General features: G+C 69.9%; 11 protein-coding genes and 1 pseudogene. 6 read left to right on the top strand and 6 right to left on the bottom strand.

Annotated features, from left to right (window positions below):
- Positions 1 to 576: 576 nt before the first annotated feature.
- Positions 577 to 3,204, bottom strand: coding sequence for a TonB-dependent receptor (locus I7X39_RS08010; protein ID WP_198110454.1), 2,628 nt, complete (start codon positions 3,202 to 3,204; stop codon positions 577 to 579).
- Positions 3,205 to 3,493: 289 nt separating this feature from the next.
- Here I7X39_RS08010 and I7X39_RS08005 point away from each other — a divergent pair, with 289 nt between their 5' ends.
- Positions 3,494 to 4,633 carry a glycoside hydrolase family 18 protein gene (locus I7X39_RS08005; RefSeq protein ID WP_198110453.1) on the top strand — a complete coding sequence of 380 codons (1,140 nt, stop codon included), beginning with the start codon at positions 3,494 to 3,496 and terminating at the stop codon, positions 4,631 to 4,633.
- Between the two features lie 166 nt (positions 4,634 to 4,799).
- Here the strand turns inward: I7X39_RS08005 and I7X39_RS08000 are convergent, their stop codons facing one another.
- Entirely contained in the window at positions 4,800 to 5,819 is a 1,020-nt protein-coding gene (locus I7X39_RS08000; protein WP_198110452.1) for a helix-turn-helix domain-containing protein, read from the bottom strand.
- Between the two features lie 117 nt (positions 5,820 to 5,936).
- Here I7X39_RS08000 and I7X39_RS07995 point away from each other — a divergent pair, with 117 nt between their 5' ends.
- The 3 genes and pseudogenes from I7X39_RS07995 to I7X39_RS07990 all read left to right on the top strand — a co-directional run bounded on the left by I7X39_RS07995 (position 5,937) and on the right by I7X39_RS07990 (position 8,628).
- On the top strand, positions 5,937 to 6,488 hold the full coding sequence (locus tag I7X39_RS07995; RefSeq protein WP_198110451.1) for a cysteine hydrolase family protein: 552 nt from the start codon (positions 5,937 to 5,939) through the stop codon (positions 6,486 to 6,488).
- 152 nt (positions 6,489 to 6,640) lie between these two features.
- Positions 6,641 to 6,985: pseudogene (locus tag I7X39_RS23175) on the top strand (transposase family protein); the annotation flags it as partial.
- A 107-nt stretch (positions 6,986 to 7,092) separates the two neighbouring features.
- On the top strand, positions 7,093 to 8,628 hold the full coding sequence (locus I7X39_RS07990) for a sensor histidine kinase (protein ID WP_198110450.1): 1,536 nt from the start codon (positions 7,093 to 7,095) through the stop codon (positions 8,626 to 8,628).
- Positions 8,629 to 8,723: 95 nt separating this feature from the next.
- Here the strand turns inward: I7X39_RS07990 and I7X39_RS07985 are convergent, their stop codons facing one another.
- From I7X39_RS07985 to I7X39_RS07970, 4 genes are read right to left on the bottom strand one after another with little or no spacing between them, the layout of a single operon-like run.
- Positions 8,724 to 9,395 carry a potassium channel family protein gene (locus tag I7X39_RS07985; protein ID WP_198110449.1) on the bottom strand — a complete coding sequence of 224 codons (672 nt, stop codon included), beginning with the start codon at positions 9,393 to 9,395 and terminating at the stop codon, positions 8,724 to 8,726.
- Positions 9,385 to 10,734, bottom strand: coding sequence for a TrkH family potassium uptake protein (locus I7X39_RS07980; protein WP_198110448.1), 1,350 nt, complete (start codon positions 10,732 to 10,734; stop codon positions 9,385 to 9,387). The genes I7X39_RS07985 and I7X39_RS07980 overlap by 11 nt, the downstream gene beginning before the upstream one ends.
- Positions 10,731 to 11,468, bottom strand: a complete 738-nt coding sequence (locus tag I7X39_RS07975) for a hypothetical protein (protein ID WP_198110447.1) — start codon at positions 11,466 to 11,468, stop codon at positions 10,731 to 10,733. Before I7X39_RS07975 ends, I7X39_RS07980 begins: the two co-directional genes overlap by 4 nt.
- Positions 11,465 to 12,373, bottom strand: a complete 909-nt coding sequence (locus tag I7X39_RS07970; protein ID WP_232351811.1) for a DMT family transporter — start codon at positions 12,371 to 12,373, stop codon at positions 11,465 to 11,467. Before I7X39_RS07970 ends, I7X39_RS07975 begins: the two co-directional genes overlap by 4 nt.
- Positions 12,374 to 12,428: 55 nt before the next feature.
- On the opposite strand from I7X39_RS07970, the gene I7X39_RS07965 reads away from it, so the two are divergent.
- Entirely contained in the window at positions 12,429 to 13,025 is a 597-nt protein-coding gene (locus tag I7X39_RS07965) for a helix-turn-helix domain-containing protein (RefSeq protein ID WP_198110445.1), read from the top strand.
- A complete protein-coding gene (locus tag I7X39_RS07960; protein ID WP_198110444.1) occupies positions 13,022 to 13,969 on the top strand; it encodes a GNAT family N-acetyltransferase in 948 nt (315 codons plus the stop codon). The genes I7X39_RS07965 and I7X39_RS07960 overlap by 4 nt, the downstream gene beginning before the upstream one ends.

Below are 13,969 nucleotides of genomic sequence, written 5' to 3'. Positions count from 1 at the left end.
TGCTCACTTGCCTGGGCCGGCCCAAAACTCACTGCGTTCGCTTCGCTCACTCCGCTCAGACAGTTGGGCCGAGTTTGATGGGAACGCGCGCTGGCGCGCGCGGCCCAGACAAGCTGTGCTGCTCGGCCGCGCATAGGGGCAGCAGCCGAACAGCCAACAGCCGGGAAACGGAGCGATGGTTGAAGTTCGGGCTGTTCGGCTGTTGGCTGTTCGGAGCCTCCCCTATGCCAAGCCGAGGAGCACAGAAGAGCGGGCCCGCGCGCGTGAGCGCGCTTCGTGCTCTGACTTGGCGCAACTGTCTGAACGGAGTGAGCTCCGCGAACGCAGTGAGTTTTGCGCCTGGGCCCGCTTTTCGCGCACCGCAGGGCACCCCAGCCGCAGGCTGGGGCGCAGGCATCGGGGTCGCCTTTCTTTTGGTTCCTTTTCTTTGGCGAAGCAAAGAAAAGGAACTCGGGTGCAGGGGTGAAGCCCCTGCGGGCTCTCACGAAGCGACCACTGACCACAAGTCAAGAAAAAAGCCAGCCGGCTGGCGCCGGCTGGCTGGCGATCGAAAGCCCGGGTGGGCGTTGGCTTCGATCAGAACTTCGCGCTCAGGCCCACGCGGTAGGTGGTTTCGCCCTCGAAGTACCAGGTCGGGAAGCCGGCCTTGAGCGAGGGGCGCAGCGTGGTGTTGGCACCGGCGGCCCCGTACTGCACGTCGTCCTTCTTCAAGAGGTTCACGGCGTCGAACGAGAGGCGCAAGGTGTCGGTGAGGTTCCAGCCCAGGCTCAAGTCCAGGCTGCCGGTGGCGTCGTGCATGCGGTTGCCGTACCAACCGCTCTCACGCACCATGTACTTAGAGCGGTAGTTGTAGGCCAGGCGCGCCGAGTAGTCCTTGGTCTCGTAATAGCCCACCAGGTTCATGTTGTGCTTGGACGAGAGCGTGAAGACGTTCAGCTGGTCCTGGTAGCTGGTGGCCGGGGCGCTGGCGTCGGAGTAGGTGTAGTTCGCCGCCACGCCGAAGCCGCCCGCGAACGCGTGGTTCAGCTGCAGCTCGATGCCCGAGATCTTGCCGCCGCCGGCGTTGACGAACTGGTTGATGGTCCAGCTGTCCTTGCCGCTGTCCGGGCTCACCACGCCGACCTTCTGGTTCACCAGCGTCTGCGTGGTGATGAAGTTGCTGATCTTCTTGTAGAAGAAGTTGGCCGAGACCAGATTGCCCTTGCCGTAGTAGTACTCCAGGCCGATGTCGAACTGGTTGGAGGACTGTGGCTTGAGCGCCGGGCTGCCGTAGTTGAAGGCGTCGTTGCTGGCGTTGGTGTCGTCAAAGCCCACCACCGTCGAATTGAACATGTTGGTGAAGTTCGGACGCGTGATGGCCTTGGCGGCGGCGACGCGCAGGATGGTGTCGCTGCTGAGCTCGTAGCCGGCGTTCAGGCTGGGCAGCCAGTCGTTGTAGCTGCTCTTGCGCGAGGTCTTGCTGCGGCCCCAGCCGTTGTTCTGGCCGACGTCGCCCGCGGCCAGCGGCGTGCCGTCGAAGGCGTAGCTGGTGGCGGTGGCTTCGGTGCGGATGTAGCGCAGGCCGAAGTTGCCCTTCCACTTGTCGGCCTCGAAGTCGAACATGCCGTACAGGGCCTGGTTGTCTTCCTTCAGCTGCCCGTAGGCCGAGCGGTCTTCGACCCAGCGGGTGATGTTGGCGCTGGCGGCGGCCAGGGCGGCGCCGATATTGGGCTTGGGCACGCTCCAGCCGCCCACCAGCTCCAGGCTGCCGTCGTACAGGCTGGCGCTGCTGGCCGGCACGGCGGTGGCGGCATGCACGCCGCGGTAGCCGCTCTTGGTGAAGGTGTGCTGGGTGGCGCGGATACCGGTCTTGAAGGCGGTCAGGAAGCCTTCGCCCAGATCGATCGTCAGATCAGCCTGCGCAAAGTTCTCCTTGTCCTCGTTCGGGCCGCGGCCCGAAGCCCAGCTTTCCGGGGTGGAGTTGGCGGGTAGGTTGCCCACGCCGATGTTCTGGTTGGACGAGGGCGTGATGCTGATCTGCTTGCCGGTGGCGTCGATGGTGCCGGTGAAGATCGGCAGGGTGCGCACGCCCGTGCCGTCGTTCCAGCGGCCGTAGGCGAAGTTGGTGGTCTGGTTGGTGCCGCCCTCGGCCTTGGTGCTGCCGGCCACGCCGCTGAGCTTGAAGCCATTGCCCTTGAAGGAGCCGTCCAGCACCAGGCTGTCGCTGTTCATCGAGGCCGAGCGCACCCAGTTCTGCAGGAAGACGTTGTGCAGGTTCTCGTTGGCGGCCGGGCGGTTGAACTGCACGCACAGGCCGTTGGCGGCATTGGTGGCCTTGCAGTCGGCGGCGGCGTTGCCGGTGAAGATGTAGTGGCTGCTGTTGCTGTTGTCGGCATCCAGCTCCAGGCGCAGGTAGTTCAGGCCCAGTTCCACGCCGGTGGCGGGGCGCGCCTGCAGCGAGACATTCAGGCTCTTGCGCTCGCGCTCCTGCACGAAGGTGGTGGGGGCGACATCGCCGCTCCAGCGCATGTCGGCTTCCACCCCGCGGCGGATGTAGCTGCCGTCTTCCATGGCGGCGGCCACCATCACGCCGAAGCTCTTGGCCGGGTTGCGCCAGCTGAACAGACCCGAGACTTCCTTGTTCAGGTCGTCGCTGATGCTGCCCTTGCCCAGGCGCACGCTGGCGAAGCCGGTGCCGGCCGGCAGGTCGAGCGGCTTGCGGGTCTTGACGATCACGGTGCCGCCGATGCCGCCTTCGGTCAGGTCGGCCTGCGAGCTCTTGTAGACCTCCATGCCGCCGATCAGCTCGGGCGGCAGCAGCGAGTAGTTGAAGCTGCGGTCGATGTCCTTCTGGTCATACCAGCCGGTCGAGGCCACGGTCTGGCCGTTCAGGGTGGTGTAGGTCATCTGCGGGTCGGTGCCGCGGATGGAGACCGAGGCGCCCTGACCGAAATCCTTGCCCACCGAGATGCCGGGGATGCGGCCCAGGGCCTGGCCGACGTCGTTGTCGGGCAGCTTGCCCACGTCCTCGGCCGAAACGGCGTCCACCACCGCGCTGGCGTTGCGCTTCACATTGACGGCGGTCTGCAGCGAGGCGCGGATGCCGGTGACGACCACCGTGTCCAGCTGTTCGGCTTTCTTATCGGTCGTGCTCTGGGCCAGCAGGGCGCTGTGGCTGATCAGCAGGCCAACGGCCAGGGCGGCGGGGGTCAGGCGGGGGCTCATGGGATGTCTCCGGATCGGCGGGGGTGGGGGTCGGGCGCTGGTCTCATCCGGTGTGCATCTGGCATGCCTGTTTGAGACCGTGTGCAGTCCACTATAACCATCGAGCAATCCACTTAGCTACCACTTTCCATCAGGGGATTACCCGGATCAGCGCCCGCCGGCGCCCCATGAATTTACGCTTTCTCATAGAGGAGTGAGAGGCTGGGTGCCCATGGGGCTGGACGGTGCTGGTATTTTGGTACGCAAGTGGTATCGTTTGCGTGTTGCTTAAAACCAGCAGACCAATTCCATGCGAATCCTGAGCCTGTGCGCCCTGGCGCTGAGTCTTCTGAGCCTGCCGCCTGCCCGTGCCGCCGAGCCGGTGCGCGGCGTTTACCTGGCCAGCTGGGAAGGCCTGCAGGCCCTGGAGCGCCTGCCCGAGGGGCGCGTCAACACCCTGCTGCTGGCCTTCCTGCGCCTGTGCGGCCCGCATGAACTACCCAAGGACCGCGCCGCCTGCGCGGGCAAGCCGGCGCATGGCCTGAGCGATGGCGCCGTGGAGGCCGCCTTCAACCACGCACTGCGCCAGCGCAAGCAGCGCGAGCCGGGGCTGCGGGTCTGGGCCTCGGTGGGCGGCTGGGGCGGCTCGGACGGCTTCTTCCCCATGGCCGCCAGCGCCGCCACGCGTGCCGCCTTCATCGCCGAGGTCAAGCGCTACCTGCTGGCCCACGACGCCACCGATGGCATCGACCTCGACTGGGAGCACCCGGGCGGCAACGGCGCTGCCAATGGTGTGCCGCTGGGCGGGCCGCAGGATGGCGCCCACTACCTGGCCCTGCTGCGCGAGCTGCGCACCGCGCTGGACGAGCTGGGCCGCGAACAGGGCCGGCGCTACGGGCTTTCGGTGGCGGTGAACGTGACGCGCCCGGTGCTGCAGCGCCTGCACTGGCCCACTATCGTGCCCCTGCTCGACCACGTCTTCATGATGAGCTACGACTACCACGGCGCCTGGAACCCGCACACCGGCCACCACGCGGCGTTGCTGGGGGCTGGCCGGGACGACAGCCTGGAGGAAAGCGTGCAGACCCTGCGCGCCGCCGGCGTGCCGGCGCGCAAGCTGGTAGCCGGCGCCGCCTTCTACGCCCGCGCCTGGCAGGGCGTGCGCAGCCCGCGGCCCGGTACGGCGGCCAGCGGTCCCGGCCTGAATGCCGACGGCGCGCTGGGCTGGCGCGAACTGAAGCCCCTGCTGCTGCAGCCCGGCTGGCAGCGCGGCCACGACGCCGCACGCGCTGCCGACTGGGCCTGGCACCCGCGCCGCGGCATCTGGCTCAGCTACGAGAGCCCGGCCGCCGTGCGCGCCAAGGCGCAGTGGGCGCGCGAACAGGGCCTGGGTGGCGTGTTTGCCTGGGAGTGGACGCAGGACGACGGCACGCTGCTGCGCGAGTTCTAGGGCCTGTTCACACTACGCGGAGCCCCATTCCCTTCGGGTTGCCACCAGACAGAGGCGCCCACTTCGTTGCGAAGCCTCGCCGGGGGGCTACCCCGGCTTCATTTCGCGCCTCGTTGGCGCCTCTTCTGGATGGCAACGCGGTGGCTTCGCGTAGTGTGAACAGGCCCTAGCCCCGGAACTGCCGCCGCCACTGCGTCGGCGTCCGGTCAAAGGCGGCGCGGAAATGGTGGCGCAGCGCCTCCGCCGAACCGAAGCCCGCCAGTTCGGCCACGCGCTCGATGGATTGATCGGTCTGCTCCAGCAGCTGCTGCGCCCGCTGCAGGCGTTCGCTCAGCAGCCACTGCAGCACCGAGGTGCCGGTGAGTGCCTTGAACTGCCGCGTGAAGCTGCGCCGGCTCATGCGGGCCTCAGCGGCCAGGCCGTCGAGGTCATGCGGCTCGTGCAGGCGCTCGCGCACCCGCTCCACCAGGCGCGCGAGCCGGCTGCCGCCCGCTGTGAGCGGCAGCGGCTGCTCGATGAACTGCGCCTGCCCGCCCTCGCGATGCGGCGGGATCACCAGGCGCCGCGCGGCCTGGTTGGCGCGCTCTGCGCCCAGGCGCTCGCGCACGATCTGCAGGCAGGCGTCCAGCCCGGCGGCCGTGCCGGCCGAGGTCATCACGCCTCCGTCTTCGACGTACAGCACATCGGGCTGCACCTGAACCTGCGGAAAGCGGGCCGCCATCTCGCGTGCGTACTCCCAGTGGGTGGTGGCGCGGCGGCCGTGGAGCAGGCCGGCCTCGGCCAGCACATGCGCACCCAGGCACAGCCCCACGACCAGGGCGCCGCGCGCGTGCGCCGCCCGCAGGGCCTGCAGCAGCGCCTGCGGCGGGCGCTCCGCCACATTGCGCCAGCTCGGCACCACCACGATCTGCGCCTGCTGCAGCGCGCGCAGCGAGGCCAGGCCCGAGATCTGGTAGCCGGCACTGGTGCGCAGAGGCTGCGGCTCGGCCGCGCAGATGCGCAGCGTGAACGGGTTGGGCGGCTTCAGGGACTCACCGAACACCACGCCCGGAACCGCCAGATGAAAGCTGCTGATGCCCTCGAAGGCCACCACCGCCACCCCCACCGGGCGCGGCGCCGGCGGCCGTGCCGGGCCGCGGGCTGCGCGAGAACTTGGGCGGGCGACCGGGGGTGCGGAAGAGGCCATGAGCGCAGCCGGAACCGAGTTGGCCCGATCTTAAGGAATGTGGTGATTCAGGCCAGTGGTGAGTAAGCGGGTCGGCCCGAAGAATCGCGCCATTCCCACTGCTTCTTCTGCTGCCCCATGAACGCTTCCGCCCTGATCGTCATCGACGTGCAGAACGACTACTTCCCCGGCGGCGCTTTCGCGCTGGCCCAGACCGAGGCCGCGCTGCAGGCCACCCTGCAGGCCATTGCGGCCGCGCAGCGCGCCCACGTTCCGGTGGTGCTGGTGCAGCATGTGGCGGATGCCAGCCGGGGCATCGCCCCCTTCTTCAACGCGGGTACCGCGGGCGTCGAGATCCATCCGCAGATCCGGGCCGCCGCCCCCGAGGCGCCGGTCGTGGTGAAGCACTTCGCCGACAGCTTCGAGCGCACCACCCTGCACGACACGCTGAGCCGCCTGGGCTGCCGCGAGCTGGTGTTGTGCGGAATGATGAGCCAGAACTGCGTGACGCACACGGCGCTCTCGCGCCGCGCCGATGACTACGCCGCCGTCACCGTGCTGGGCGACGCCTGCACCACCGTGAGCGAGATGCTGCACGCGATCGCGCTGAACGCGCTGTCCACGCGGGTGCGCATCCAGAGCGTGGCGGAGGCCTGTGCCGAGTGGGCGCAGTTTGAGCGGGCGAGCTAAGTGCTGCTTCCAGAGTGCTTGGTCACCCGAGGCCGTTGAAGACGGAGGTTCCAACGCCAAGCCATCCTCATCGGAGCCCCTTGGATGAACAGCGACAAGATTGTCCTGGTCACGCAACACGGACGCGAACAACTGGTCCATGAGGTGGGGCGCTTGGCTCCTCCCAGCCGCTGCGGCATGAGACCGCGAGCAGCGCGTGCGACTCCCTGCCGGCGGCACTGCGCGACGACCGGCAGTTGGGCTTTCGCGTGCAGGCGGTAGTCACCGACGCCGGCATCGCTTGACGCTCAAAGCGCCGCACCAAGCTGCTGTGCCGGCTCCAGCGGAGGTGGCCGAGGCCACGGCCTTGCGCGCCGCGCACCCATGGCAAGGCAGAGTGCTTCATCCAGAAGCTGCTGCGCGATTGGGCTTACGCGTACAGCCACCCCTTCTCAGACGCCAGAACTGCGGAACTGGAGCCCTGGATGCACCATCGCAACCAGCGTTGGCCACACTCTCCAGACTTGGTGCCAAGCGGAACAGCGGCTCGGGAAGCTGCACCGGGGAAGCCGCCGGCAACGCCACGGCGCAAACTCCACACCTTTGTGGCGCCGGGCAGATGCGGATGAGCCCCAACCTCGATCATTCCTACTTCAGACTCTCGCGGCTGGAGACGTCGGCGCGTGAGCGCCTGCGCCGCGTGGTGCGCCTGATGGTGGCGCTCACCGCACTGCTGCTGCTCACCTTGATCAGCCTGGGCCTGCTGGTGGAGCACCAACTGCCGCCGCAGCGTTTCGTGGCGGTGGTCTGCCTGATGCCCACCGTGGCCCTGAGCTACGCGCTGATGCGCCGCGAGCGCCTGCGGGCTGCAGCGGCCACCCTGGCCTGGGGCGCCTTCCTGAGCGTGGCGGCCCAGGCCGTCACCACGGGGGGCTTGAACAACCCCGGGCTGTTTGCCTTTCCGCTGCTCATCCTGTTGGCCGGTGCGCTGCTGGGCCCGGCCCAGGCCCTGGCCCTGGCAGTGGGCGAGGCGCTGGCGCTGGGCTTCATCACCCTGACGCGCAGCCTGGGGCTGCAGCCGGCTGTGCCGGCGCTGCCGGCGCCCACCCAGGGCTTGATCCTGACCTTTCTGGTGGCCATGAGCTACCTGGCGCTGCGCTACTTCCTGCGCAGCCACCAGGAGGACATGGAGGAGATCGCGGGTCTGAACGAGGCGCTCGAAGGCAAGGTGCAGGCCCTGCACACGCAGGGGCTGGAGCTGCAGCGCCGCGATGCCGAGCTGCGCCGGCTCAACCTGGAGCTGGAGGCGCGCGTGGCCGAGCGCACCCAGGAGCTCAGCAGCGCATTGGCCCGCCTGCAAGCCGCGCAGCAGGAGCTAGTGGAAGCCGAGAAGCTGACCGCCATGGGCAGCCTGGTGGCGGGAGTGGCGCACGAGCTGAACACCCCGATTGGCAACGCGCTGGCCAGCGCCACCACCCTGGGCGCCACGGCCAACGAGATGGCCCAATGCGTGGCCGCCGGCCCGGTGCGGCGCAGCGAGCTGCTGCAGCTCACGCGCCGCATGCAGGACGCATCCGAACTGACCGAGCGCTCCATCCACCGCGCCGCCCATCTGGTGCACAGCTTCAAGCAGGTGGCGGTGGACCAGGCCTCCGAGCGCCGCCGCTGCTTTGAGCTGGCGGAAATGCTCGAAGAGGTGCTGGAAATGCTGCGCCCGAACTTCCGCCACCGCCAGATCGAGTTCCAGCGCGAGGTGGTGGGCGAGATCCAGATGGACAGCTACCCCGGGGCTCTCAGCCAAGTGGTGATGAACCTGGCCCTGAATGCGGCGCTGCACGCATTCGAGGGCCGCCCCACCGGTTGCGTGACGCTGCGCGCCAGCACGCTGCCCCAAGGCCTGATCAAGCTGGTGTGTGAAGACGACGGCCTGGGCATGGACGTCGCGACCCAGCGCCGCGTGTTCGAACCCTTCTTCACCACCCGCCTGGGCAAGGGAGGATCGGGTCTGGGCCTGTCGATAGCGCGCAACCTCAGCATGCAGGTGCTGGGCGGGCGGCTGGAGCTGGAGTCCAGCCCCGGGCAGGGCAGCCGCTTCATCTTGACCATGCCGGCGGTGCTGGGCGAAGGCGTGCTGCCGCCCCCCTTGGAGGGTGGGCGCTGAGCGGGCGGGGCACCGCCGTCTGCCGCGCCCGCGGTCGAACCTGCTCACTGGATCCACAAGCCCAGGCCGGGGGGGCTGCATGCGCGCGAGGGCCTTCATACCCGCGCCGCAAAGCGCTCCACCACCGGCGTGGCGCCCGCGACGATGAGCTGGTCGCCGGCCTGAATCACGGTCTCGGGGCGGGCGTAGATGAAGTCCTGGTGGCGGCGCTTGACGCCCACCACCGTGATGCCATGGCGCTGGCGCACATTCGATTCGCTCAGCGGCTTGCCGTGCGTCTCGGCGGGTGCGCGCGTCTTGGCGATGGCGAAGCCGTCGTCGAACTCGATGAAGTCGATCATCTTGCCCGTCACCAGGTGCGCCACCCGCTCGCCCATGTCGGCCTCGGGGTAGATCACATGGTGGGCGCCCAGGCGCTCGGCCACCCGGCCGTGGGCCGGGTTGTTGGCCTTCACCCAGATGTCCTTGCAGCCCATCTGGCTGAGGTTCAACACCGTCAGCACGGTGGACTCCAGGCTCTCGCCCATGCTCACCACGGCATGGCGGAAGCTGGCCACGTCCAGCTGCTTGAGGGTTTCCAGGTCGGTGGCGTCGGCCTGCACCACATGGGGCAGTTCATCCGCCGCGGCTTGCACCGATTCGGCGTTCTGGTCCAGCGCCAGCACGTCGTGCCCGAGGCGTTGCAAGGCCCGCGCCACGGCGCTGCCAAAGCGGCCCAGGCCGATGACGACGACGCTGTCGCAGGCTTTGAAGTCTTTATCCAACAAGCGGCTTCTCCTCGGGGTAACGGTAGGGCCGGCGGCTGGCCTGCTGGGCCAGCGCCACCACCAGGGTGACGATGCCGACGCGGCCCAGGAACATCAGGCCCACCAGCAGCAACTGGCCGGCCGGCGGCAGCTGCGGCGTGAGGCCGGTGGACAGGCCCACGGTGGCGAAGGCGGACACCACCTCGAACAGCACCGCCTCGTAGCGGATGCCGGGCAGGTGCTGCACCAGCGGCACCAGGGTGAGCGTGCCCAGGCCGATCACGGCGCTGGAGAGCACCAGCACCGTGAGCGCCTGGCGCAGCGCGCCCTCGTGCAGGCGGCGGCCGGCGAACTCCACGTCGCGGTAGCCGCGCACCTCGCACCACACGGCCAGCAGCAGCACGCCCGCGGTGGTCACCTTCAGGCCGCCGGCGGTGCCCGCGCTGCCACCGCCGATGAACATCAGCAAATCGTGCAGCAGCAGGGTTTCGGTGTTGAAGGCGGCCACGTCCAGGCTGTTGAAGCCCGCGGTGCGGGCCGACACCGAGGTGAACAGCGCACCCCAGAAGCGGCCCGCGGCATCCAGGCTTTTGAGCGTGCCGTTCCATTCGCTGTTGGCAAAGGCCAGCGCGCCGCCCAGCAGCAGCACGGCCGTGCCGGCCAGCGTGAGCTGGCTGTGCAGCGACAAGCGCACGCGGTCGCGCCGGCGCAGCAGCAGCTCGTGCAGCACTGGGAAGCCCAGGCCGCCGATGACGATGGCCGCCATCAGCGGGCTCAGCACCCAGCCATCGGCCACGAAGCGCATCACGTTGTCCGGGAAGGTGGAGAAGCCCGCGTTGTTGAAGGCCGAGACGGCGTGGAACAGGCCGTGCCAGGCGGCGTCGCGCCAGGCCATGTCGTAGCTGAAGGCAAAGCGCAGCGTCAGCGCCAGGGTGGCCAGGGCCTCCACGGTGAGGGTGATGACGGCCACCAGCTTGGCCACGCTGCGCACATCGCCCAGCGAGAGCGCGCGGTTCTCGGCCTGCAGCAGCAGGCGCGAGCGCACGCGCAACTGCGAGTTCACCAACATGCCCAGCAGGCTGGCCGCCGTCATCAGGCCGAAGCCGCCGATCTGGATCAGGCCCAGGATGACCGACTGGCCGAACAGCGACCAATGCGTGCCCGTGTCCACCACCGCCAGGCCGGTGACGCACACCGCCGAGGTGGCGGTGAACAAGGCCGTGAGCCAGCCGCCGCCCAGGCCACTGCGTTGTGCCAGCGGCAAGGCGAGCAGCAGGGTGCCGGTGGCAATGGCGGCGGCGAACAGCAGCACCAGCACGGTGCTGGGGTGGAGTGGGTGGGGGCGTGTGGCGGGGTTCATGCGTCCGTCAGCGGGGGCTGGGCGGCGGCATTGTCGAAGGGCTGCGGGCTGGCCTTGGCCAGGGCCAGGAAGGTGCCGTGGTCGATGGCGTGGGGGCGCTGCGGGGCCGGGCGGCCCAGCTCGAAGTGGGTGGGGTGGGCGATCCACACGCCAAAGCCTTCCGGGATCTCCTGCACCTCGGCAATGCCGGCGGCCAGCACGAACCAGGTCTGGCTGGACAGGGCGGCATAGGCGGCGCGCTTGTCGGGGCGGCGCAGGTCGGCCAGCAGGTCGGCGCGGCGCACCTTGATCTCGTGGATGGCCACGGCCAGGCCCTCGGGCTTGCTGCTGGGGTAGAGGGAGTAGACGTCGGGCTCGCAAAGCAGCCAGCGCTTTGGGGGCGGCGCGCTGGCGGCGGGCAGCAGCTCGGGGCGCTCCGGGGCGGGCTCGCGCGCCAGCCCGGCGCGCAGGCTCAGGCGGGTCCACACCAGGCGGCCGGCGCGTTGCAGTTCGGTGGCGGTGCGGGCCACCAGGTCTTCGTGGGCATCGCGGCGCGCGCGGTTGCCTTGCAGGCCCAGCACGGCGGCCTGGACGCCAGCGTCCGTCAGGCGCAGGCGTTCGCGCCCGTCCGGGTCCTGCAGGCGCTCCAGCCAGCCGGCGGCCAGCAGCTCCAGCTCCAGGCTGTCCAGGCAGGGCCAGCCGGCGCTGCGGTACATCTCGCGCAGCCGGCGCGTCTGGGCGGAGGTGGGTTTCATTCGCCCGGCGGGCTGTCAATGGGCGGCTTGCGGCTGCCGAACTGCGCCAGGGCCACGCCGGCCAGGATCAGCGCCGCGCTACCCAGCTTGGCCAGCGTGAAGGCTTCGTCCACGAACAGCCAGGACGCCAGCCCGGCCACCACCGGCATCAGGTAGATCAGCGGCGCGGTGCGGCCCACGCCGCGCCGCGCGCCCGCATAGCCCCAGGCCAGCCAGCCGATGAAGCCGCCACCGATCACGCTCCACAGCGTGCCTGCCCAGGCCCAGGCCGGCAGCGTGCCCCAGGGCACGGTGGCCAGCGCGGGGGTGCAATAGGCCAGCGTGGGCAGGGCGCCCAGCAGGGTGCCATAGGCCAGCACCGCCACGCCGCCATGCGCCTGGATGAGCGGCTTGCTGGCCACCGAGTAGTAGCTGAACAGCGCGGCGGCCAGCAGCAGCACACCATCGCCGGCGCTGGCGGCCCAGGCCCCGGCCAGCAGCTTCTCCGCCGTGAAGGCCAGGGCCCCGCCCGCGGCCACCGCCACGCCCAGCCACTGCGCCCAGGTCAGGTGCTCCACGCGCAGGGCGCGCAAGATCAGCAGCGTGAACACCGGCCCGCAGGCCAGCAGCACGCTGGCCGAAAAGGGCGTGGAGCCCTGCAGGCCCACGGCCGCCAGCACCAGGTGCAGGGCCTGGCCGATCAGCGCCACCGGCAGCAGCTTCCACCAGTCCGCGCGCGCCAGGCGCGGCCAGTTCCAGCGGAAGTAGATGCACAGCAGCAGCACCGAGCAGACCGGCGCGATCAGGTAGCGCAGGCCCACGAAGGCCACCGGGCCCATCAGGCCGAACAAGGCCTTCTGCAAAGGGAAGTTCAGGCCCCAGACCAGGATGGTGGCCACGGCGGCGAGCAGGGGAAGCGAGGGCATGGCGCGCATCATGCCTTGACGGCATTTCTCAAAACTGACTACCATTGTCTCAAATATGAGAACTGCCGCCGACACGACCGAACCCCCTGAGGACCCCGCGCTGGAGCGGCGCCTGGCCCAGCGCCTGGCCGCGCTGCGCGCCGCCGCGGGCTGGAGCCTGGACGAGCTGGCCACGCGCAGCGGCATCAGCCGCGCCACGCTTTCCCGCCTGGAGCGGGCCGAGACCAGCCCCACCGCCAGCCTGCTCAACCGCCTGTGCGCGGCGCATGGGCTCACCATGTCGCGCCTGCTGGCCGATGTGGAGTCGGCTCCGGCCCGCCACCTGCCCGCCGCCCAGCAGCCGCTGTGGCAGGACGAGGCCAGTGGCTTCACGCGCCGCATGCTGGCGCCGCCGCTGGCCGGCTTTGCCACAGAACTGATCGAAGGCCGGCTCAAGCCCGGCGCGCGCATCGCCTACGAGCACCCGCCGCTGCCGGGCCTGGAGCAGCACCTGTGGCTGATCGCTGGGCGGCTGAACCTGACGCTGGGCGAGCAGCTGCACGAGCTGCGCGCCGGCGATTCGCTCAGCTTCAAGCTCTGGGGCCCCTCCGCCTTCGAGGTGCCCGGCGCCGCCGAAGCCCGTTACCTGATTGCCATCACCAACCCCCGATGAAGCTCGTTCCCCTGCAAGACCTGAACCCTGACGCCCTGGTGCCGCTGCTGCGTGACACCGTGGCCCTGGGCGCCAGCATCGGCTGGACGGCCACCCCGAGTGAGGACGCTGCGCGCGCCTTCTGGCAGCGCTGCCAGGACAGCTGCCGGCGCGGCGAGCGCCAAGGCTTCGTGGCCGTCGCGGGCGATCAGGTGCTGGGCAGTGCCCAGCTGGTGCTGGACACGCCGGCCAACGGCGCGCACCGCGCTGAGGTCTGCAAGGTCATGGTGGCGCCGGCCGCGCGCCAGCGTGGCCTGGGGGCGCAGCTGATGCAGGCCGCCGAGGCGGCCGCCGTGCAGCAGGGCCGCCGCCTGCTGGTGCTGGACACCGTGCGCGCCAGCCCCGCCGAGCGCCTGTACCGGCGCCTGGGCTACCAGGTCTGCGGCCACATCCCCGCCTACGCTATGAGCACCGCCGGCGCGCTGGAGCCCACGCAGGTGATGTTCAAGCGCCTGGGCGCGCGGGGCGAATGGGTGCAGCCGGTGGCCAGCGATCACCCCGAGGCGCTGGCGCTGCAGGACGCGCTCTCGGCCCTGCTGATGCAGCGATTCGGCAGCGATGGCCGCGCCAATTTCCAGGGCGCCACGCTGTTCGTGCTGGCCCGCGCCGCCGATGGCACGGCCCAGGGCTGCGGCGCGCTGCGCCCGCTGGCAGGCGAAGCCGGCGTAGCCGAGCTCAAGCGCATGCATGCGCTACAAGCCCGTCAGGGCGTGGGCCAGCGCCTGCTGGACTACCTGGAACACGAGGCCTGGCTGGCCGGCTGGCGGCAGCTGAGGCTGAGCACGCGCCGCGCCAACGCGGATGCGCTGGCCTTCTACGCCGCCGCCGGCTACCGCGAATGCGCGCCCTACGGGGCCTACGTCGGGCGCGCGGAGTCGATCTGCCTGGACAAGCGCCTGGCCTGA

Source organism: Inhella proteolytica (assembly GCF_016093275.1).
GTDB classification, from domain to species: domain Bacteria; phylum Pseudomonadota; class Gammaproteobacteria; order Burkholderiales; family Burkholderiaceae_C; genus Inhella; species Inhella proteolytica.
Note: the sequence above shows the minus strand (reverse complement) of the source record. Positions and strands in the feature narration are given on the sequence as shown.